General features: G+C 69.1%; 1 protein-coding gene. It reads right to left on the reverse strand.

The features are described from left to right. Window positions 1-92: 92 nt before the first annotated feature. Window positions 93-25055 (reverse strand): non-ribosomal peptide synthase/polyketide synthase, encoded by a 24963-nt coding sequence (locus tag JVH1_RS09135; RefSeq protein ID WP_237735279.1) that lies wholly within the window; start codon window positions 25053-25055, stop codon window positions 93-95. Window positions 25056-25194 lie beyond the last annotated feature (139 nt).

A 25194-nucleotide genomic window follows, 5' to 3' on the forward strand; every position in this document is an offset into this window, starting at 1 on the left:
GCTTTGCGTGATCGTGCTGTCATCTACTTCGTTTCGACCCGACTGAACCTCTGCATCGTAGTGATGGCCGCGGTCAGGGGCGGCGGGGTGCTTCACGGTCCGGAGTGGCCTCCCGATCCCCGGAGTCTTCGTCCGATCACGGCCACCGGTCCACGCCCGACCATGTCTGCGTGCACAGCATCGATGCGGTGTTCGGTGACGGCACCGCCGAAGTGTCGCCGCCAGTCCGGGACTAGTTCCGGATGAAGGTCGAGATCATGTGCAGCGGTGAAGAACACGGCGTCGCCCTCGAAGTGTCGGGGCTGATGTGTCGATGCGATCTGTTCGAGACGGATGAGTAGCTCGCCGAGTGACTGGACTCGATCGGGCGACACCGCCGCTCCAAGCTCTGGGGGTAGGCCCAGCTCGGGCTGGTTGTCGTCGCCGGGGTTCACGAGCGCGGCGCGGTGTTCGGGCAGCAGGGTGTCGAGCATGGCGAGGGTGGCCACTTCGTGGCCCGCTTCGTGGAGTTGCACGGCCATCTCCTGTGCCACGGTGCCGCCCAGCGACCAGCCGAGCAGGTGGTACGGACCGGCCGGTTGCACCGTGCGGATGGTGTCGATGTGGCGGCTGGCCAGCTCGGTAATGGACGAGGGCAGGTCCGCGCCACCGGTTGCCTGCACTCCGTACAACACACGTCCGGGGAGATGTTCAGCGAGTCCGGTGTAGCACCATGCGATTCCCGCCGCGGGGTGGATGCAGAACAGGGGTGGACCGTCGCCGTCTCCGCCGAGGCGCACCACGGCGGCGAACGGATCTTCGGATGAATCGCTGCCGGATTCGATGCGCTTGGCTAGTCGCGCGGCGGTGGGGTCGGTGAAGAGCCATTGCAGGGGCACGTCCCGGTCCAGCCTGGTGCGCAGTTCATCGGCGACTGCCACCGCGCCCATGGAGGTGCCGCCGAGGGCGAAGAAATCTTGATCCGCGCCGATGGAGTCCGTTCCGATGGCGTTTGCCATTACCTCGGCGACCACGGTCTCCAGGTATCCGGTCGGCGGTGTCACTGGCGTGTCCGGATCGAATTCCGGCTCGGGAAGGGCGGATCGGTCGACTTTGCCCGACGGCAGAACCGGCAGGCTGTCGAGCAGGACGACGGCGGACGGTACGAGATGGCGTGGCAGGACCGTCCGGGCGAAGTCGCGGACTGTGTGTGTGGTGAGCGTGGAGTCCGGTTCGGCCACCAGGTAGGAGACGAGGACGGGCTGTCCACCGGGAGCCGTCACCGGTGTGGTGATCACGAACCGGACGTCAGGATGGCGGGCCAGGGCGGCGTCCACCTCGGCAGGTTCGACGCGGATGCCGTGCAGCTGCACCTGAGCGTCATTGCGTCCCAGGTAGTCCAGGGCACCGTGTGCATTGCGGCGCACGAGGTCTCCGGTGCGGTACATCCGGTCGCCGGGTTTCCCGTACGGGTTCGGGACGAACTGCGCGGCGGTGAGACCACCCCGGCCGAGGTAGCCACGGGCGACGCTGGTTCCGGACAGGTAGAGCTCACCTGTCACGCCGTCGGGAACCGGGTGCAGCCGCGGGTCGAGCACGAGGGCGGCGGCAGCGTCGATCACGTCCCCGATGTCGACGCCGTCATCGATGTCGGCCGGTGTGAGCGGTCCTGCGACCGATGCCAGGATCGTGAATTCGGTGGGACCGTAGGCATTGAAGAGCCGGTGACGCGCCGCCCAGGTCGCCGCCAGCGCGGGCGGTAGGCGTTCGCCGACCGACACCACGGTCCGGGGTACTTCGTCGCCCAGGCTGTCGGCATCGAGGGTGGCGAGGACAGTGGGTGTCGCAATGAGGTGGGTGATGCGCTCCTGGCGCACCACGTCGGCCAGCTGATCGCCGGCGTAGCCGAAGTCGGGTGCGACCACGAGGGTGCCGCCGGACGATAGCGCGTAGAGCATTTCGAAGAGTGAGGCGTCGAAGGTGGGGGAAGCCAGCTGGAGAACCCGCACGTCGCCGTCGATGTCGAGCACTGGCGCCTGTGCGGCAACCACATTCACCAGGCCGCGATGCGGCACCACGACGCCCTTCGGCGTTCCGGTGGTGCCGGATGTGTAGATCACGTAGGCGGCGCCTTCCACCTGTGAGTACTTCTTAACCGCGGGTGGTTGATAAGTACTCACGGGTGGGAGCCACGGGATTGTGGCTGGGAGCTCGGCGATGCGTTCGGGCACGGTCAGCCCGACCACGGCACCGGAGTCGGCGAGCATCCATTCCAGACGCTCGGTGGGATGCGTTGGATCCAGCGACAGCCAGACCGCGCCCGCTTTCGCCACAGCCCACACGGCGGCCACCCAGTGCCGGCCACGACCGGTGGCGACCGCGACCACATCCTCGGGTCCGACGCCACGGTCCGAGAGCGCCCGGGCCCACCGTTCCGCTACATCGTCCAGTTCTTCGTATGTCCACTGCACGCCGCCGCCTTCTACGGCGACGGCGTGCGGGGTGGCCCTTACCTGTGTCTCGAAGATCTCGGCGAGAGTCTTCGGCTGATAGTTCCGTGCAGGGCCACTGACGAGGGCCGCACGTTCGCTCGCCTCGAGGATGTCGATGTCGCCGACCACCTCGGACGGATCGGTCAGGGCTGCGTCGAGGATTCGATCGAAGCGCTGCGCCAGCGCCCGGGCGGTGGAGTCGTCGAACAGGTCGGTGGCGTACAACAGCCGCAATGTCAGCTCTCCCACCGAATCCGTGAAATCCCACACCAGGTCGAATTCGGCGGTGGTAGTGGCGGATCCGATCGACTCGGTCTCGGTTTCGGGCAGACCGCCCGGCCGCGGCGCCGCGTGTTGGTACGCGAGCATCACCTGGAACAGTGGGTTGTACGAGGTAGAGCGGCGGGGTGCCACGCGCGCGACCACGTCGTCGAACGGCACGTCGGCGTGGGCGAACGCGTCGAGGTCAACCGAACGCACGTGGTCGAGGAACGCGGCAAAGGTTGCAGCCGAGTTCACTTCGGTGCGCAAGGCGACGGTGCCGACGAACATCCCCACCAGTGCGTCGAGCGCCGGGTCAGGTCGTCCTGCGACGGCGGTCCCTATCACGACGTCCGGGTGCCCACCTTCGCGAGACAGCAGAACGGCGAGCGCCGCGTGCAGCACCATGAACACCGTGACGCCCTGGCTGCGGGCGACGTCGGACAACCGTTGACGCACTTCGGGGTTCAGGGTCCACTCGACAGTGGCGCCCGTGTGGCTCGGTTGGGCGGGCCGCGGACGGTCCGTGGGCAACGCGATCGGGGCGTCGACGCCGTCGAGCGTCCGGGTCCAGTAGTCGAGCTGAGCGCGGGCGACACTGTCGGGGTCCGCGGGGTCGCCGAGGACCTCACGCAGCCACACGCTGTAGTCCACGTAATCGACGGGGAGCGGCTCCCATTGTGGTTCGCGTCCTCCGCGGCGAGCGGTGTAGGCAGCTTCGAGATCGATGGCCAACCGGTCCATGGATCCGCCGTCCAGCGCGATGTGGTGCACAACGGCGGCGAGCACGTGGTCACCGTCGACTTCGGACCACAGTTGCACGCGTAGCGGGGTTTCCGACTCCAGGCGGAAGGGTCGCCGCACGAATTCCGCGACCTCCGCGGACACGTCGGCGCCGTGGACGGGATGCAGGTCGATGTCCACGGGGACGATCATCTGGTATGGTCCGCTGCCGTCCATGGGAAAGACTGTGCGCAGCACGGCATGCCGCTGCACCACGTCCGCGAGTGCGTGCCGCAGTGCGCCCAGGTCGATGTCGCCTCCGAGACGATGCACGAACACGAGATGGTGCATCGAGGCGCTCGGATCGACGCGGTGAAGCAGCCACATCCGTTGTTGCGCCGGCGACAGCGGAATCCGGGCGTCCGGGTCTCGTCGCACCAGTGGAATGCGTGTCGCAACCGTGTGCCGCTGGTCGAGCCACACGGCCATCCCGGCGGGGGTGGGATGCTCGAACAGCGCTCTGACGGGTACGTCCACGCGGAACGACGCCGACAGCCGTCCTGTCACCGCGGTGGCGGAGAGGGAGTCGCCGCCGATGTCGAAGAAGTTGCTGTGGGCACCGACGCTCACCTCGCCGAGCACTGCCGCGAACACCGCGGCAACCAGTTCCCCGGTCACGGTCCGCAGTGGCTCCGGCGAGTCGGTGTCGTTGTCAATGTCGTTCGCTTCCAGCGCCTGCACGTCGAGTTTGCCGTTGGGTGTGAGCGGTAGACTGTCGCGGATCATGATCCGCTGCGGCACCAAGTGTGCCGGGAGTTGCCGGATCAATTGCGCGCGGAGCGACTCGGCGTCCACAGCCGACCCCGTGACGAAGGCGACCAGCCGTCCGTGGTGCAGCAGCACCACTGCCTGAGTGACATCGGGCTGCACTAGCAGTGCGGCTTCCACCTCGGCGGGCTCGATGCGCATGCCGCGCACCTTCACCTGACGATCGGCGCGTCCGACGTAGGACAGTGTGCCGTCGACGCGACGGTGCACCACGTCGCCGGTGCGGTAACGGCGGATTCCGGATTGTCCGGCAACGAAGTTCGCGGCCGTCAGCGTTGGGTCCGCGACGTAGCCGAGGGCAAGTCCCAGTCCCTCCAGGTACAGTTCGCCGACGCCCCCGAGCGGTACCGGACGCAGCCGGTCGTCCAGGACCGTCGCTGTCGTGCCGGGGACGGGTGCGCCGATGGTGACGTCGGCGCCCATCTCGGCCAGTGTGGCCACCACAGTGGATTCGGTGGGTCCGTAGGCATTGAGCATCAGCCGCCCTTCGCTCCAGGCTGCGGCCTGCTCCGGGCTCAAGGCCTCGCCGCCCACAGCGACCACCCGGAGAGCGTTCAGTTCCCGCGGCTCGAGGGTCGCCAGGACCGAGGGCGTGGAGAGGTAATGCGTCACGTCCTGAGCGGTGAGAAGGTGCTGCAGCTCGGCGCCACCGTAGACGTCGGGGGGTGCGACCACGAGGCAGGCGCCCGACCGGAACGCCAGCAGCATCTCGAGCAGCGCTGCGTCGAAGGTGGGGTTGTAGCCGTGCAGTACCCGCGCCTCGGGATGTACTCGGTACCGGCGGACGGCCTCGTCGGCGAGGGCGCCCAGTCCGCGGTGCGTGACGGCCACGCCTTTCGGGGCGCCGGTCGATCCGGATGTGTAGATGATGTACGCCACCGAGGGTTGTGCCCACTCCTGCGCCTGCGCCACCATCGCGTCCCGGCGTTCGGTGGGGTGGGTCGGGTCGAGCGGCAGGAAGGTGGCCCCGGTCCGGGTTACGGCCCAGAGTTCGACCACGAAGTCGATCGAGCGCGGCATGCAGATTTCCACGACCGTTCCGGGTCCGGTGCCCTCGGCGCGAAGCTGACCGGCCCGCAGTTCCGACGCCGCGGCCAGTTCTCGGTAGGTGAGTGTCCGGGTGCCATCGGTGAGAGCCGGACGGTCGGGGTGCGCGGCAGCGGTGGACAGGAGGATGTCGGTGAGGGTGCGGGTGTCGTCGGCGGGCCCACCGGTGAGCGGCGGTGCCGGAGTCAGAGCGATCTCCCCCACCAGCACCTGCGGATCGAGTGTGACAGCGTTTAGCACCTGCCCCAGCAGGGACGCCAGTGAGGCTGCGGTACCGCGATCGAACAGGTCGGCGGCGTAGGCGACGGCCCCGTCCATACCGCCGGGCTCCTCGTCGTCCCAGTGCTCGCGAACCGTCACATGGAGGTCGAATTTTGCTGTACGGGTATCGACTTCCCGGACTTCCACGCGAAGGCCGGCCACGTCGACGGCAGGAAGGTCGAGGTTCTCCACTGCAAGTGCGACCTGTGGTGTGCGACCCCCGAGCAGGTCGGCGATCGATTCGAAGGGCACGTCGGCGTGATCGAACGCATCCACGTCGAAGTCGCGCACCTGGGCCAGCAGTCCCGCGAACGGCATGTCCGGCTGGACCTGCGCCCGCAGCGCGAGAGTGTTGACGAACATTCCGACCAGCGGGTCGAGGATGCGGTCGCCGCGGCCGGCCACCGCGGTGGCAACGGTGACGTCGCGCTGCGCGCCGAGCCGCGACAGCAGCACCGACAGCGCCGCGTGCAGCACCATGAACGGCGTGGCGCGGTGGTCGTGAGCCAACCGGTGCACCGCTCGCTGGACCGCGGCGGGGATCCGGAAGGTCACCACCTCGGCGGCGCCGTCCGCTGCGCCGATGCCCCGTCGCCGATCCGGGACGAGTGCGGCACCCGACTCGGCGCCGTCGAGCGCACGCCGCCAATGCTCGATACCGCGCGCCACGTACCCGCTGCGCAGCAGTTCCTGCTCCCACAGCGCGTAGTCGGCGAAATGGATGGACAGCGGCGCCCAGCCGGGTGCGTGGCCGGCGCGACGAGCGTCGTAGGCGGTGAGCACGTCGGTCACCAGAGGGGTGAGCGACCAACCGTCGGCGGCGATGTGGTGCAGCACCACGGCCAACACGTGTGAGTCGGGACCGATCTGCAGCAGACGGACCCGCAGGGGCATTTCGCAGGTGAGGTCGAACCCCTCGGACGCGAATGCGGCCACGACGGATTCCACCGACTCCGGGGGCGTGTCCCGGGGCGTGAGGTCCAGTTCGCCGGCCGGGAGGATCTGCTGGTGGGGCTGTTCCCCCGCCGCGGCGGGGTACTGGGTGCGCAGTACTTCGTGCCGGGCGACGACGTCCGCGAGCGCCGCCGACAACGCGAGCACGTCGAGTGACCCGTCCAGGCGGAGTGTCGCGGGCTGGTTGTAGGCCGCGGACGACGGGTCGCGACGGTTGAGCGCCCACATCCGGTACTGACTGCGCGACAATGGAATTCGATCCGGACGCGGCTGCGAGACGAGCGCGGGGCGCAGATCCGGCTCGGAGACGGCACCATCGAGGACGGTGGCCAGTTCGGCAATCGTGGGGTGAGCGAAGAGGCTACGCAAGGGGACCGGGTGGCCCATCACCTCGGAAAGCCGCGCGGTCAGTTGCGTTGCCAGCAGCGAGTTGCCACCCGCATCGAAGAAGTGCGCTCCGCGACCGGCCCCGGGCAGTCCGAGGACTTCGGCGAAGACCGCGGCCACGGCACGTTCGGTATCCGTGACGGGCGGTTCGTGCTCACCCGCACCGAGTTCGGGCGCGGGCAACGAACGCAGATCGAGCTTGCCGTTGAGCGTCTGCGGCGGCGAATCGAGCACCACGACGGCCGTCGGTACCAGGTACGACGGCAGCAGTTCGGCCAGGCGGCGCCGTAGTCCGTCCGCGTCGAAGCCTGCGTGCTGCGGCAACACATAGGAGACGAGTGAGTCGGAGCCGGTGGGTGTGGGGCGCACGATCGTGGCCGCGAAGTCGATGTCGGCGACTCGGGCGATGGCGGCATCGATCTCACCCGGTTCGACGCGGACGCCTCGGATCTTGACCTGGCTGTCGTTGCGGCCCAGGTACTCCAGTTCGTCACCGCCTCGCCAGCGCACCAGGTCACCTGTGCGGTACAAGCGTGCGCCGTCCGGTCCGGCGACGAAGCGTTCCGCCGTCAGCCCGGGTTGTCCGGCGTAGCCGCGGGCCAGCGCGCTGCCCGACAGGTACAGCTCACCGGGCACGCCCACCGGCACGGGGCGGAGCCGCTCGTCGAGCACGAGGGCTGCGACGCCCGGGATGGGTGTGCCGATGGTCACCGGCGCTCCGGACGACAGCGGACGAGTCGCGATGGTGTACATCGTCGACTCGGCGGGGCCGTAGCCGTTGATCAGCCGGCGACCAGGGGCCCAACGGTCGACCAGTTCGGCTCCGAGTCGCTCGCCGCCCACCATCAGTACTTCCAGGTCGGGCAGCGCGAAGTCGCCGACGGTCGCGAGAACGGTGGGGGTGACACAGGCGTGGGTGATCCGTTCGCGGCGAAGCAGCTCACCCAGTGCGGGGCCGGCGAACTCGGTGTCGGAGGCAATCACGAGTGTGGCCCCCGACGCACCTGCGATCAGTACCTCGAGCAGGGTCATGTCGAACCCGGCGGCGGCGCGGTGCAGCACGCGCGATCCCGGTGCGGCGCCGAAGCGCGATGCGACGTCCGTGTCCAGCGCGCCTAGGCCGGAGTCTGTGACCACCACGGCTTTGGGTGTGCCGGTGGTGCCGGACGTGAACACCACGTACGCTGTGCCGGTCGCCCGCGGCAGGCTGTCGGCGATGCCCCGCATCACGGCCACCCGCGCTTCGGGCAGAGCCGGGTCTATCAGGACGGGCGCTGCGCCTGCTTTCGCGATCGCCCACAACTTCACCACCGACTCGGTCGAATGAGGCGCTGACCAGACGACGCATTCACCCGGCAGCACACCCGATTCGAGCAGTTCGCTCGCGACGACGTCGGAGCGGGCGTCGAGTTCCCGGTACGTCAGTTGCGTGCTGGAGTCGCGGACCGCCACGGCATCCGGCGCCACCTGGGCGCCGCGAGTGATCATGTCCCGCAACGTCAGCGCACCCGGTGTGCGGGGTCCGGTAGCGGGGACCAGGACGGAACGCTCGCGTGCGCTCAGCAGGTCCACATCGCCCACAGAGATGTCGGGGTTGGCCGTTACAGCCTCGAGAAACCGCACCAGCTGCGCTGCGAACTCGACGACGGTGGCGTGGTCGTAGAGTTCCGCGTTGTAGCCGAAGTGGAGTGCCATCGGCTCATCGGGGCCGGGCTCGGCGACGGTGAGCTGCAGATCGAAGTTCGCGTGCTCGACGTCGGGGATCACCGGGGTCACGGTCAGCCCGGGCAGGGTGAGGTGTCCGGGGCGGTGTCGCTGCATCGACAGTGCCACCTGGAACAGCGGGTGGTGCGATGCCGATCGCGGCGGGTTGAGCAACTCCACCAGCGTCTCGAACGGCATGTCGGCGTGGGTGTAGGCCGCAATGTCACGTTCGTGTACCTGGGCGAGCAGTTCGGCGAAGCCGGCGGTCGGGTCGACGGTTGCCCGCAACACCAGGGTGCTGGCGAACATGCCGACTACGTCGTCGAGTTGCGGGTCGGTGCGGCCGGCTACGGCGGTGCCGATGGGCACATCCGGGCTGCCGCTGTACCGAGACAACAGCGCCGCGAGTGCGGCGTGCAACACCATGAATGTCGTGGACCGGTAGGTGCGCGCCAGCGCGGTCAGTGACTCGTGCAGCGCGGTGTCCACCACCACCGAGTGGGCGGCGCCCTCCCCCGACGGGATGGCGGGGCGGGCACGGTCGGGCGGGAGCGTCACCTGTTCGGGCAGCCCTGCCAGGGCACCCGACCAGTAGTTCGACAATGCGTTCTCGGTGTTCTCGCTGTCCTCGGCCAGCATCCGACGCTGCCAGATGCTGTAGTCACTGTATTGCACAGGCAACGTGGACCATTGGGGTCCGACGCCGCTCAGCCGGGCCCGATACGCCTCCAGGGTGTCCCTGATCAGCGGGGTCAGCGACCATGCATCGGCCGCGATGTGGTGGACCACCAGGGTGAGCACGTGGGTGGTTGCGGTGGTCCGGTAGAGGCGCGCCCGCAGCGGCGGTTCTGCAGCCACGTCGAAACCGTCACCGGTGAGGGCCCGGACGTGGGCGTCGACGGCGTCGTCGGGAATGGCGATCGCCGTGAGGTCCAGCGGGATCTCGTGGGCCTCGAGCGCCACCTGCCGCACACCGTCAGCGGTCCGTGGGTACACGGTGCGCAGGGTGCGGTGACGTTGCACGACGTCGCGTGCCGCGGCGGCCAGCGCCTCCACGTCGAGGTCGCCGTCGAGGCGGACGATGAGCGGAATATTGTATCCGGCTGCGCCCGTGTCGAACTGGTTGAGAATCCACATCCGTTCCTGCGCCGGCGAGAGCGGAAGCTGCTCACCGGCGGCGGCTGGCACCAGAGGCGGTCGGCGGCGGCCGTCCCCGGCCCGCTCCTCCACCCGCGTCGCCAGTTCGGCGACGGTGGGTACCTCGAAGAGGTCGCGGACCGTCACGTCCGTGTCGAAGACGGCGCTGAGCCGGGCGGCCACCCGAGTGGCGATCAACGAATTGCCGCCCAGGTCGAAGAAGCTCTGCCGGGCACCGACCTCGATGCCGCCGAGAAGCTCGGCGAACACACCTGCGACCACTTCCTCGATCGGCCCGTGGGGTGCATGGGAGTCCGCAGCGAGGACGGTCGGTTCGGGCAGGGCGTGACGATCCAATTTCCCGCTGGGGGTCAGCGGGAAGGTCGGGACGGGCACCACCGCGCCCGGTACGAGGTACTCGGGCAACACCGACCGCAGGTAGCCGAGGAGTGTGCGCGGGTCCGCTGCGCTCACCACGTAGGCCACCAGCTGGTCGCCGACGGCGCTGCCCCGCAGCATGACTGCGGCGTGCTCGACGTCGGGACGCCGCAGAAGTGTCGCCTCGATCTCTCCGGGCTCGATGCGGTAGCCGCGCACCGCCACCTGGGTGTCGGCGCGGCCCAGGTGGTCGAGTTCACCATTCGAGCGGTATCGGGCGAGGTCTCCCGTCCGGTACATGCGGGTGCCGGGAGTGAAGGGGTCGGCGACGAACCGTTCCGCGGTGAGGGCGGGGCGTCCCACGTAGCCGCGCGCGACCTGTGCGCCGGAGACGTACAGTTCGCCGACCGTCCCCGGGGGCACGGGATGCAGAGACGCATCCAGGACGTACGTCCGCAGTCCCGGCAGCGCCCTGCCCACGGACCGGTGCTCATCTCCCGACTGCAGGTCGTGTCGTGTGACGTGCACTGTGGTTTCGGTGATGCCGAACATGTTGACCGCGCGCACGTTCGGGTGGTGGCCGAGCCATGACGCCACGAGGGTGTGGTCGAGTGCCTCACCGCCGAAGATCAGCAGCCGCAGCGAGGAGCTGTCGATGTGCTCGACGAGTTGTCCGAAGGCGGACGGCGTCTGGTTGAGGACGGTGACGCCTTCGCGTACCAGCAGATCGGCGAATTCGTGGGGTGAGCGGGCGAGGTAGTGGTCGACCAGTACGAGTCGTCCGCCGGTGGTGAGGGCGCCCCACATCTCCCAGACCGAGAAGTCGAAGGTGTGTGAGTGGAACATCGTCCACACGTCGCCTGGGCCGAAGCCGAATTCCTCGCGTGTGTTGGCGAGCAGCGACAGTACGTTGGCGTGGGTGACCGTCACGCCCTTCGGCTGCCCGGTGGAGCCCGACGTGTAGATCACGTACGCCGCTCCCTCAGGTGAGCGACGAGACGCACCCGTGGACACAGTGCCACTCACCTGCGGCATCTCGGAGATCACGACCGTCGGAACAGCGTCGTCGAGCAGGTAGCGGATGCGTTCGGCGGGGTAGTCGACGTCGATGGGCAGGTATGCGGCACCGGCCCGGATCACCGCGAGCATCGCCACCACCAGATCGACCGAGCGCGGCAGCACGAGGGCAACCAGGTCTTCGGCTCCAACGCCGGATGCCCGCAGGTTCTCGGCCATGTCCGCGGAGCGGTGATCGAGTTCGCCGTAGGTCAGTGTGCTGTCACCGAACGTGATTGCCACCGCGTCGGGATTCTCGGCGGCGCGCCGCTCGAACAGTTCCGCCAGAGATGTGGCTTCCGGGGCAGTCCCGTCGACACCCGAGACACTCGCGTCGCGTTCGGACTCGCTCAGTACGTCGATCCACCCGACAGGCACCTGCACATCGGTGGTCACCGCACGCAGCACCCGCAGGAGGCGTTCCGCCCACCGCTCGACCGTCTCGGAATCGAACAGCTCCGCCGGGTAGACGAATACGCCGTCGAGACCGACGGGTTCACCATTCTCGCCGCGCTGTTCGCGGACGGACACCTCGAGGTCGAAGCGGCTGGTGCCGGTGCCGAGTTCACGGCCGTGAACATCCAGCCCCGGCAGCGCCACGGCCGGGACGGACGTGAAGTTGTCGAATGCCAGCATCACCTGGAACAGCGGGTGATGCCCGACGGAGCGGGTAGGCGCGACCGCATCCACGACCAGGTCGAACGGCATCTCGGAATGGGCGAACGCGGCGAGGTCGGATTCCCGAACGGCGGCGAGTAGTGCGTCGAACCCAACACGTGGGTCGATCCTGCTGCGCAGGGCCACGGTGCCGACGAACATGCCGACCACGTCGTCGAGCGCCGGGTCGATGCGCCCCGACGTGGGTGTTCCGATGGCGAGGTCGTCGGCACCGGTCAGCTTGGACAGCAGGACGGCGAGTGCGGCGTGCAGCACCATGAAGGGAGTCGCGTTCTGCTGCCGAGCCACTGTTTCCAGGCGTCGGTGCAACTCGGCGGGAACCGAGAACGGGAGGTGCCGGGCGGTCAGCCGATCGGTGGCGGGTCGTGGCCGATCGGTGGGCAGCGGCAGCAGGGTGGGCAGTCCGGCGAGTGCGGATGTCCAGTAGTCGAGTTCGCGTCGTATACGACTGTCGGGGTCGGCGGCGTCGCCGAGGACGCGGCGCTGCCACCGGGCGTAGTCGGTGTAGACGACGGGAAGCGGTGCCCAGCCGGGAACACGGCCGGATGTCCTCGCGTGATAGGCGATGGCCACGTCCCGGATCAGCGGCCCGAACGACAGGCCGTCGACGGCGATGTGGTGCAGCACCACTGCGAGGGTGTGGCGGTACGGCGCGACCTCGAACAGAGCGGCGCGCAGCGGTGGCTCGGTGGTGAGATCGAATCCGCGGACGGCGAAGGCGGTCTCGTCCTCGGTGGGCGTGAGGTCGACTGCGGCGGGGACGACCTCCTGGACGGGTCCGGCCTCGGTGTCGGGGAAGACGGTGCGCAGCAGGGTGTGTCGGGTGACCACATCGTGCAGGGCGGCGGACAGTGCGGCGATGTCCAGGTCCCCGTCGAGGTCGACGGCGAACGGCACGTTGTAGGCGGGAGAGTGGGGGTCGACCCGATTGAGCAACCACAGCCGTTGCTGCGCGTAGGCGAGCGGCGCCGGCTGGTCGGCGTGCTCGGCGACGAGCGGTGGACGCTGGTCACCGCCCTCCTCGATCAGGGCGGCGAGCGCGGCAACGGTGGGGCGGTCGAACAGGTCGCGCACACCGATGCGCAGTCCGGACACCGCTGACAGGTGCGAGACAACCCGGGTCGCGGACAGCGAATTTCCGCCCAAAGCAAAGAAATCCGCGTCGGCGCCGATGTCAGGGATCCCGAGGACGGCTGCCACTGCGTCCGCCACCGTCTGCTCGACGGGGGTCTGCGGGGGCCGGGTCGCCGCCGGAAGTTCGGGTGCGGGCAGGGCGTCACGGTTCACCTTGCCGTTCACCGTGAGCGGCACGGCGTCCAGCACGGTCACGGTGGCGGGCACCATATAGTGCGGCAGGCGCTCCGCCGCGTACGCCCGCAATGCTGCGGGGTCGAGTTCGACGGTGCCGTGGACGTACGCGGCGAGGCCGTGGTCGTGCAGCACGGTGACGGCGGTGTCGACGCCGGGGGCCGACCACAGCACCGCGTCGATCTCACCGAGTTCCACGCGGAATCCACGGATCTTGAGTTGGCTGTCGGCGCGGCCGACGAATTCGAGGGCGTGGTCTGCGGTCCAGCGCACCAGGTCGCCCGACCGATACATACGACCGTATCCGTACGGGCTCGCGACGAATCGTTGCGAGGTCAGGGCGGGTGCACCGAGGTAGCCGCGGGCCAGCGCCGGACCCGACAGGTACAGCTCACCGATGACACCCACCGGCGCCGGCCGAAGCCGGGCGTCGAGCACCACCGCGGACGCACCGCGGATCGGACGGCCGATGGTGATCGGATCGCCGGGCTGCAACTCGCTGCTTCCGGTGGCCCACACGGTGTGTTCAGTGGGTCCGTACAGGTCGACGACAGTCCGGTTCCGGGCCCATCGCTCCAGCACTTCCGGTGGGCACGCCTCCCCCACCACGGCCAGGAACTCGAGCGAGTCCAGGCCTTCCGGGTCCATCAGCGCGGGAACCGAGGGGGTGGTGGTCCAGTGGGTGACGCGTTCGCGGAGGAGCAGGTCCTTCAACTCGTCTCCGCCCACCACGCTCGGTGGGGCGATCACCAGGGTGGCGCCGCCGATAGCGGCTACGAGAATTTCGTGGAAGGCGCCGTCGAAGCTGGGGGCCGCGAAGTGCAGGACGCGGGAGTCGGGCCCCACTCGGTAGCGGGCGCGGACCTCGGCGGCGTGGTTCGCGAAGCCGCGGTGGGTCACCACGACGCCCTTGGGTTCACCTGTCGACCCGGACGTGAAGACCACGTACGCGGGGTGATCCGCCGAGAGAAGCCGGCCGCGCCCGCCGTCACAGATCGGTGCCGAATCCCCCTGCTGGTCGCGCGCATCGATCCACACGATGCTGTCGGGAACGAGCTCGGCGTCGTGTGCGATCGCGACGCGCACTCCAGCGGCGGCGAGGATGCGGGCGGTGCGTTCGGCCGGATGGTCCAGGTCGATCGGCAGCGACGCGGCACCGCTACGGGCAACGGCCCACACCGCGGTCACCGAGTCGATCGAGCGGGGCAGTAGCAGCGCCACCGCGTCCTCGGGTCCGATTCCCAGTCCGATCAGCTTGCGCGCCAGCCGGTTCGCTCGCTCGTCCAGCTCACGGTAGGTCAGTTCGTCCTCGCCGCACCGCACCGCAACGTGTGTGGAGTTGCCACGGAGAAGCTCGGGAAGGGTGATCGGCGAGAGTGCCACCGCCCCGCCCGCGGGGACCAGGTCGGCGGCCTCGGACGGCTCGAGCACGTCGAGATCGCCGACCGCCGCCGACGGGTCCACCGCGGCTGCCTGCAGCAGCCGCTGCAGCAGTCTCGACCACCGGGCGATGGTGGCACGGTCGAACAGTTCTGTCGGGTAGGCGATCACGCCGTCGAGTCCGGCTGCGGTGCCGTCCTCGGCGTGCCGTTCCCGAATCTCGATCTCCAGGTCGTAGCGGCTGACACTGCTCGGGGTGTCGCGACTGCGTACGGTGACGCCGTCGAATCGAATCTCGGGTTCGGTGAAGTTCCGGTAGGCGAGCAACACCTGGAACAGCGGGTGATGCGTGGTGGAGCGAGTCGGGGCAACGGCGTCGACCACTCGGTCGAACGGTTGCTCGCTGTGCGCGAATGCCGCCAGATCCGCGACGCGGGTGGACGAGACGAGGTCGGCGAACGGGATGCTCGGATCCACCCGGGTACGCAAAACGATGGTGCCGACGAACATGCCCACCAGATCGTCCAGGACGGGATCGCCGCGACCGGACACCGGCGTGCCGACGGCGATGTCGTCGGTACCGGTGAGGACGGCCAGGGTGGCGGCCAAGGCACTGTGCACCACCATGAACGGGGTGGCGCTGCATCGTCTGGCCAGTTCCTCCACGGCACGGTGGGTACTCGCGTCCACCGTGAACGGGACGCGATCCGGGGTGATTGCCGTCGCCGGACGCGGCCGATCGGTGGGTAGCTGCAGCCGCTCCGGCAGTCCGTCGAGGGTGGTCTTCCAGAACGCGAGGTCTCGGTCGGCGCCCTCCTCGACGATCCCCCGGTGCCATCGGGCGTAGTCGCCGTACCGGACCGGTAGGGCGTCCCAGCCGGGAGCGTGGCCGTCCCGCCGCGCGCGGTAGGCGGCCATCAGGTCGCGGGCGAGTGGGGCGGCCGATAGTCCGTCGAAGACGATGTGGTGGGCGGCGACGGCCACGGTGTAGCCGTGGGACCCGCGGTCGAAGAGCCGGACCCGAATCGGCGTATCCCGGGTGAGATCGAACCCCTCGGTTGTCAGTCCGGTGATCGCCTCGCCGAGTCCGTGTTCGTCGACCGCGACCGGGGTGAGATCGAATGCGACCTCGGATACCCGTTGCACCGCTCCGCTCTCGGTCTCCCGGAACACCGTGCGCAGAGGCTCGTGGCGGTCCACCACGTCCCGCACGGCGGCGGCCAGTGCGGCGACGTCGACGTCGCCGCTCAGGTCCATCGCGAAGGGCACCACGTAGTCGGCGGCGCCGGGGTTCATCCGGTCGAGCAGCCACAACCGGTCCTGCGCCGGCGCGAGAGGCGCTTCGCGCCCGTGCGTGGCCGACGACGAGTGCAGAGACTCCTCGCGCACGCACGGGCTGCGGAGCAGCCTGGATGTCAGCGCCGCCACGGTGGGAGCCTCGAAGACGTCGCGCACACTCACCTGCCGGTCGAGGGCATGCCCGACCCTCGACGCCAGGGTGGTGGCGGTCAGGGAACTGGCACCGACCGCGAAGAAGTCCGTCTCGGCATCGATCGACGGCAGACCGAGCACGTCGGCGATCACCCGGGCCACGACCTCTTCGGTGGCGCCGCGCGGCTTCCGTGACCGCACCACGGATGCCCCGGGTTCGGGCAGAGCGGCCCGATCGACCTTGCCGTTGGCGGTCAGCGGCATCGCGTCGAGCACCGTGACCGAACCGGGCACCATGTAGTGGGGCAGCTTGTCGGCCGTGAACTCCTGCACCGCAGCCGGTTCCACAGATCCTGTGACGTACGACGCCAGCGCGGTGCCGTGCACCAGCGTCACCGCGCTCTCGACACCGGGTGCCGCTCGCAGTGCGGCGTCCACCTCGCCCAGTTCCACCCGGAACCCGCGGACCTTCACCTGGTTGTCCGCGCGCCCCACGATCACCAGTTCGTGTGAGGGTGTCCATCGGGCCAGGTCGCCGGAACGGTACATCCGTGTGCTGTTGCCGGACGGGTAGGCGATGAACCGCTCGGCGGTCAGTCCCGGCCTGCCGTGGTAGCCCCGGCCGAGGCTCTCCCCCGCCAGGTATACCTCGCCGGTGACACCGACCGGAACCGGACGCAGTCGCGAATCCAGCACCAGCACTTCGGTTCCCTCGATGGGGCCGCCGATGGTCAGCGGGCCGCCCGGTGTGAGGGGGTCGCTCATGAAGTTGACGATGGTGGTTTCGGTCGGCCCGTACCCGTTGACGACTATGCGTCCGGGCGCCCATCGCTGAGCGAGTTCCCACGGCAGTTCCTCGCCGGCCAGGTCGATCACCCGCAGGTCCGGTACCGACGACGGCTCCAGTGACGCCAGCACACTCGGTGTCACCATCACGTGGGTGATGCGTTCGCGGCGCAGCACGTCGGCGAGTTCGTCGCCGGCGAGGACCCCGGGCGGCACGATCACCAGGGTCGCACCCGCGGTGAAGGCGAGCAGCATCTCGTTGATGGAGAGGTCGAACGACGGCGACGCAATGTGCGCGACCCGTGCGTCCGAATCGAGCAGTCCCAGCGTGGCGTTGGCGTCGGCGAGTGGCGCCAGTCCGCGGTGAGTAACCACCACACCCTTGGGCATTCCGGTGGAGCCGGACGTGTAGAGCACGTAGGCCGGATGGTCGCCCCGCAGCGGACGGACTCGATCTGCGTCGGTCACTGCGGCCGCGTCACCCGGGCCGTCGGCGACGTCGATCCACGCGACACCGTCGGGCACGTGCGCCGCGTCGGCGGCCAGCGCCACCGTGGCACCGGAATCCTGGAGCATGAATGCGATCCGCTCCGGCGGATATCCCGGGTCCACCGGGAGGAACGCGGCGCCACTGCGCGTGACGGCCCACACGGCGACGATCGACTCGACAGATCGCGGCAGCATCAGGGCCACCAGATCCTCGGGTCCGATCCCGCGCGCGATCAGCCGCCGGGCCAACCTGTTGGCCCGGGCATCCAGGTCGCGGTACGTGACGTCGACGCCGGCGCACCGCACCGCCACCCCATCGTGGCTGCCGTCGAGGAGTTCGGGCAGAGTCGCGGACGGTACGGCGACCGGCCCGACGCGCGGGACCAGTGCGGCGTGCTCGTCCGGATCGAGCAGGTCCAGATTCCCGACCGTCACCGACGGATCCGATGTTGCGGCGAGGAGTATTCGCTGCAGCAATGCCATCCACCGGTCGATCGTCTCGGTGTCGAAGAGTTCCCGCGGGAAGTTCACGTCCGCGTGCAGTCCGTCGGGGGTGCCGTCGTCCGAGGCTCGCTCCCGTACGGTCAGGTCCAGGTCGAACGGTCGGGCGTGGGTCTGGACGTCCCGGACTCGGGCCGTCAGACCGGGCAGTGCCACCTCGGCTGCGCCGAAGTTCTCGTACGCGAACATCACCTGGAACAGCGGGTGCTCGAGCTGGCCGGATTCCGTCCCCTGTTGTCGCACGACCTGTTCGAAGGGCACGTCGGCGTGCTCGAAGGCCCCGAGGTCGGCTGTGCGCACCGTCTCGAGGAGTTCGGCGAAGCTCGCGGCGGGGTCGATCGGGGTGCGCAGCGCCAGGGTGCCGACGAACATGCCGACCAGGTCGTCGAGTGCCGGATCCGCGCGACCACCCGTGGACGTGCCGACGGCGATGTCGTTGGTGCCGGTCAGGGCACGCAGCAGCACCGCGAGGGCTGCGTGCAGCACCATGAACGGGGTCACGTCGTGCTCGCGCGCCAACCGGATCAGTGCATGGTGCTGTTCGGCGCCGACGGCGAACGTTGTGTGTCCCAGCGTCAGCGCGCCGGCGGGCCGAGGTCGGTCGAGCGGCAACGGCAACACTGCCGGAAGCTCGTCCAATGCCTCTGCCCAATACGTCAGTTGGCGGGCGGCAAGGCTGTCGGGGCCTTCCGCGTCTCCGAGTACTTCTCGCTGCCACAGCACGTAGCTCGCGTACTCCACGGGCAGTGGGGCCCAGTCGGGAACGTGGCCGGCGGTGCGCGCGGAGTAGGCGACGGCGAGGTCGCGCAGCAGCGGCCGCAGGGACAGTCCGTCGACGGCGATGTGGTGCAGCAGGATGGCAACGGTGTGCCGGTCGGGGGCACGCTGCAAGAGCGTCACCCGAATCGGAAGGTCACGCGTGAGGTCGAGACCGCCGATGGCGGCATCGTCCAGAACTCCGTCCGCCTCGTCGAGCACCACCTGCTCGTGCAACGAGGGGAACACCGTGCGCAGCATCCGATTCCGGTGCAGCACATCCCGGACAGCGGCCCGCAGCGCTTCCACGTCCAGGGTGCCGTCGAGGTCCACCTCGAATCCCATGGCGTACGGATCGGCGGCGGGGTCGCGCTGGTTTACCAGCCACAGTCCCTGCTGCTGCGCCGACAGCGGTACCGGTCCCGACGTCTCGTGTGAGACGAGTGCCGGGCGGTCGGCGGCCCCCGTCATGTGGGCGGCCAGTTCGGCCACGGTGGGGTGGTCGAAGATGTCGCGCACCGAGACCCTGCGCCCGAGCACCGACCCGACACGGGCGGCGAGGCGTGTCGCTCCCAGCGAGTTTCCGCCGAGGTCGAAGAAGCTGTCGTCGAGACCGATGCCTGCGGTCCCGATCTCGGTCGCGAAGGCGGCGGCCACCAGTTCCTGCGTCGCGGTGCGCGCTTCCCGGCCCGATGCCGCAGTTCGGATCACGGGTTCGGGCAACGCCGCCCGGTCGACTTTCCCGCCGCGCGTCAGCGGCAGGTGCTCGAGGACGGTCACGGATGCGGGAATCAGGTGCCGGGGCATGTGCTGCGACACGAAGGTCAGTACGGCGTCGGTGTCCACGTCGGTTCCGTGGACGTAGGAGTGCAGGGCGCCGTCGCGCGCGATCGTCACCGCCGTGTCGATGCCGGGAACCGCCCCCAGGACCGCATCGATCTCGGCGAGTTCCACTCGGAACCCGCGAATCTTCACCTGATCGTCTGCGCGTCCGGCGAAGTCGAGGTGGTGCGACGCTGTCCACCGGACGAGGTCTCCGGTGCGGTACATGCGACCGTCGCCGTGCGGGTTGGCGACAAAGCGTTCCGCCGTCCACCCGGGTCTGCCGACGTATCCGCGGGCGAGGCCCGGTCCGGCCAGGTACAGCTCTCCCACCGCGCCGACGGGGACCGGACGCAGCGCCGCGTCGAGCACCAGCACCGACATGCCGTCGATGGGATTGCCGATGGTCACCGGGTCGTCGGCGGATAGTGGTGCGGTGCCGGTGGCCCAGATGGTGGCCTCGGTGGGGCCGTACAGGTTGAGCAGGGTGCGGCCAGGCGACCACCGCGACACCAGTTCCGGCGGACACACGTCCCCGGCCACCGCGACGACACGCAGGCGGTCGAGACCGTCGGGCTTGGTGAGAGCGAGGACGGCCGGGGTGGTGGTCCAGTGGGTGATGCGTTCACGCTGCAGGAGTTCCGTCAGTTCGTCGCCGCCGTAGACGTCGGTGGGCGCGAGGACCAGGGTCGCGCCGCACGCCGACAGCAGTTCGTGGACGGAAGCGTCGACGCTCGGCGACGCGAACGCCAGTACCCGCGACCCGCTGTCCACGGCGTAGGACTTTCGGAGGGCCGCAGCGTGACTCGACAGCCCGCGATGGGTGACGACGACACCCTTGGGAGTTCCGGTCGACCCGGAGGTGTAGATGATGTACGCGGGATCGTCCACCCGCAGCGGGCGCACCCGGTCGGCGTCGGCGACCGGGGACGGGTTGTCGCCGAGGTGCTGCATGTCGCTGTCGGTGAGTACAGCGCGCGCCCCGGAGTCGGCGAGGATGTGCGCCACACGCGCTTCGGGGTAGGTGGGATCGATGGGCACGAACGCCGCACCGGTACGTGCGACCGCCCACAGTGCGGCCACCCACTCGACGGACCGCGGCAGTTGCACGGCCACCACGTCGCCGGGGCCGAGGCCGCGCTCGATCAGTTGGTGTGCAAGCCGGTTGGCCCGATCGTCGAGTTCCGCGGGGGTGAGCTCGATGGAATCGCTCACGACTGCGATGCCGGTGCCGTCCAGCAGCGCCGGCAGGGTGACGGCCGGTGTGGCGGCGGGTCCGTGTTGCGGGATCAGTGCGGCCCGGTCGGCGGGGTCGAGCAGGTCCACCGTGCGCACTGGGCTGTCGGGGCGCGCCACCATGGCACGCAGCACCCGTTCGAGCAGTCGCGTCCAGCGGTGCACGGTGGTCTCGTCGAACAGTGCGCGGGAGTAGGTGACGGCACCGAGCAGCCCGGCGGCAGAACCATCCGGCGAATGCCGTTCGGCCAATTCCAGTTCCAGATCGAAGCGTGCGACCGGTGCGGGGACGGCGTATGCGCGCACGGTGAGATCGGCGAGGTTCAGTTCGGGTTCGGTGGCAGCGTTCTCGAATGCCAGCGCGACCTGGAACAGCGGATGGTGCGGCGCCGACACCCCACCCGTCACGGCGTCGACGATTCGGTCGAACGGTGTCTCGGAATGCGCGAAGGCGTCCAGGTCGGTGCGGCGAACGTCCGACAGCACGTCGGCAAAGGTCTGATGCGCGGATACCTGGGTGCGGAGCACGACGTTGCTCACGAACATGCCGACCAATGCGTCGAGCGAGGGATGGGTGCGCCCCGATACCGCTGTCCCGATGGCGATGTCGTCGGTGCCCGCCAGCGCGCTCAATGTGACGGCCAGTGCGGCGTGCACCACCATGAAGGGCGTCGAATCATGTGTCCGCGCGAGCTCTTCCACCGACCGGTGCAGGTCGGCGTCGAACGCCAGCGGTACCGTCCCCGCCGGGTGCAACCCTGCCGCTAGGCGGGGGCGGTCGGTGGGCAGCGGCAGCAACTCGGGCGCACCATCGAGTTGAGTGGTCCAGTAGTCGATGTCGCCGGGAGCGGCGGCGTCCACGATGTCGCGATGCCAACGGGCGTAGTCGGTGTACTGCACGTCGAGCTCGGGCCGGCTCGGCGCGGTGCCGGAGCGACGTGCCTCGTAAGCGGTGATCACGTCACGGGTGAGCGGCGCGAACGACAAGCCGTCCATCGCGATGTGATGCGCGATCACGACGAGGGCGTGGCGGGTGGGAGCGAGCTGGTAGAGGCGGATGCGCACCGGCGTCTCGGTGGTGACGTCGAAACCGCGGCCCGCCAGGTCGGCCACGGCGGCCTCAAGTGCGTCGGGCTCGAGCCCAACTGGTGTCAGATCCACGACGGCAGGGGTGACCACCTGTACTGGACCGTTGTCGGTCTCGGGGTAGACGGTGCGCAGCACCGTGTGCCGGTCAAGAACGTCGTGCACCGCCGCAGCCAAAGTCGACGCATCCAGCTCACCGTCGAGTTCGACGACGAACGGCACGTTGTAGGCGGGCGATTCGGGCGCGGCCTGCGCCAGAAGCCACAGTCGCTGTTGCGCGGGTGCTAATGGCGCTGTGCTCCCGTGGGCGTCAGAACGGCGCAGAGGCGCTGTGGCCACGTGCGAGCGCGAAGCGCCCATTCTGGTGGCCAGAAGTGCAACGGTGGGTGCCTCGAAGATGTCGCGCACCCCGACCGCGTGTCCTCGGGCCGAGAGCCGGGCAGCGACCTGCGTGGCGGACAGCGAATTTCCGCCGAGCGCGAAGAAGTCGGCGTCGGCTCCTACGGAGTTCAGTCCGAGAAGGTCAGCGATCACCGCGGCCACGAGTTCTTCGACCTCGCCGTGCGGCGCGCGGGACGGTGACTCGACCGGTTCGGGGAGGCCTGCGCGGTCGGTCTTGCCGCTGGGGGTGAGCGGCATCTGCTCGAGCACGGTCACCGAGGCCGGCACCATGTAGTGCGGCAGCCGGGCGGCGGCGAAATCAAGCACTGCGTCCGGGTCGGCCGCGCCGCTGACATACGACACCACTGTGCCCGAGGACATTCCGGCACCGTGTACCACGGTGACGGCGTGATCGACGCCGGGCGCGGCGGTGAGCACGGCGTCGATCTCGCCGAGTTCCACCCGGAAGCCGCGGATCTTCACCTGGGTGTCGGTGCGGCCGACGAACTCGAGCTGGTGGTCGGGGGTCCATCGCACCCTGTCACCGGTGCGGTACATCCGCGACCCGGCGCCGTGCGGGTAGGCGACGAATCGCTCGGCTGTCAGTCGGGTGCGCCGGTGGTATCCCCGCGCGAGGCTCTCCCCCGCCAGATACAGCTCACCGACGACGCCGACGGGGACCGGACGGAGTCGGGTATCGAGCACGATTGCGTCGGTGCCCGGGACGGGACGGCCGATCGCGACCGGCTCACCCGGTACCAGCGGTGGGCTGAACAGGGTGGTGACGGTGGCCTCGGTGGGCCCGTAGCCGTTGACCATGACGCGGCCGGGTGCCCACGCCGCGACCAGTGCGCCGGTCAGAGCCTCGCCGCCGACGTCGAGGACGCGGAGGTCGGGTAGCTCCGACGGCACCAGGGTGGCTACGACCGCGGGGGTCAGTATGGCGTGCGTCACACGCTCCGTGCGCAACAGCTCCGTCAGCATCTCGCCCCCGAAGACGTCGGGCGGCACGATCACCAACGCGGCTCCGGCGGTGAACGCGAGCAGCAGTTCGTCCAGGGAGATGTCGAACGACGGGGACGCGAAGTGTGCGACGCGGGCAGAGTCGTCGACGTCGTAGAGTCCGTCGCGCGCGGAGGCCAGGCTGGCCAGGCCGCGGTGCGTCACCGTCACCGCCTTGGGCGTTCCGGTGGAGCCGGAGGTGTAGAGCACGTACGCGGGGTGGTCGATGCGCAGCGGGCGGACACGATCAGCGTCGGCAACGGGTGACGAGTCGCCGGGCCGGTCGGCCACCTCCACCCAGTCGATTCCCGCGGGCACCACCGAGGCGTCTGCGGCCAATGCCACTGTGGTCTCGGAGTCGGCGAGCATGAACGCGATGCGCTCCGCCGGGTAGCCGGGGTCGACGGGCAGGAATGCCGCGCCCGAGCGCGCGACGGCCCACAGTGCCACCACCGATTCGGGTGAGCGCGGCAGCATCACGGCCACCACGTCTTCGGGTCCGATACCGCGCTCGATCAGCCGATGGGCGAGCCGGTTCGACCACACGTCCAGCTGTCCATAGGAAAGGTCGGCACCCGCGTGCCGCAGTGCGATTGCGTCGGGGTCACGCAGACCGGCGTCGAGCAATTCGGGCAGCGTCGCCGGCGGGACGGCGTATGGGCCGGCGCAGGGCACCAGTGCCGATTGCTCGGTCTCATCGAGAATCGGCAGTGCTCCGACCGGGGTGTCGCCCTCCGCGCCGACGAACGTCGCGAGGAAGTTCAGGAAGCGGCGGTACTGAGCGTGCAGCTCGGTTTTTTCGTAGAGGGTGGGGTTGGCTTCGAAGTCGACGCGTGTACCCCGGCCAGTTACCGATGGGTAAAGATTGAGTGCGAGGTCGTCTACCGGCCCACTGGTGAGGGGATGGAAGACGCCGACGACGTCTCCGAGCACGATCTCCTGGTGGTAGATCATCAGGTTCACGGTGGGGCCGAAGCCGCCGCGCCGCGCACCGCCGTCGGGGAGGTCGCGTCGCATGTCTTCGTAGCGGTAGCGCTGGTGCCGCAGCGCCCCGGTGAGCTCGAGCTGCACCCGTCGGACGAGCTCCGCACCGCTCACGTCGGCGTCCACCTGCACGCGCAGCGGGACGATGTTCGACACCATGCCGGCCGAGCGCCGTGTGGCCGCGGTGGTGCGAGCGGAGACGGGCAAGCTCAGCACGATGTCAGTGGCGCCGGTCATTCGTGCGAGGTAGGCGGCGAACGCGGCGACGACGACGGGGACGTCGGACGAATTCCAGCGTCGGGCAACGTCGCCGATGCTCTGGGAAATGCCGTCGGCGATGGTGCCGCCGAGGAGAAGCGAGGGTGCGACGGGTGGCGCTTCCCGGGCGGTGAGACGGGCGGGGTCGGGCAGGCCGGCGATGCGCTCGGCCCAATACTTTCCGTCCGTCTCGAACCGGCTCGTGGATCGGTAGGTGTCTTCGGCGTCATACAGCTCGCGCAGGCTCAGCGCCTTGGAAGGCGGCGGTTCAGTGCCGTTCACGAGGTGGCTGTAGATCTCGGCCACACGGTTGGTGAGCACCATGCCGCCGTGGCCGTCGATGACGATGTGGTGGACGCGGGAGAACCAGAAGTAGTGGTCTTCGCCGACGTGCAGCAGGGTGGCCATGATCAGCCGGTCTTTCAGCACGTCGAGCGGGCGGCTGTACTCCGCGGTCATCCAGCGGTGGGCCTCAGCGATTGCATTGTCGACGCCGCGTAGATCGCGGTAAGCGAGAGCGTCTTCGATACCGAAGTCGACACTCTGTAGGGTTCCATCACGACCGTCGACCAGCAGGACGAATGGCGACTCCAGTTCACGGGATGCACGGTCGGTGGCGTCCACCAGGCACCCCACGTCGACGTGTCCCTGAATCTCCACATACTGGGCCACATTGAGGGGGACGCTCGGGTCGAGTTGCTGGGCGAACCAGAGTCCCTGTTGTGCTCTCGACAGGGGGAACTCACTCACAGTGGTTGTCCCCCGTCCATGTTTCCCGATCCGAGCAGAAATCGGGCCTGCACGCCGCTTCGTTACTGTGAATTGGCCCACTCACGATCTGGATGGGCCTGGACCTTGATGACTCCCGGTTCGCGAAATCCTCTACTCA

This window comes from Rhodococcus sp. JVH1 (assembly GCF_000280725.2).
Lineage (GTDB): Bacteria > Actinomycetota > Actinomycetes > Mycobacteriales > Mycobacteriaceae > Rhodococcus_F > Rhodococcus_F jostii_A.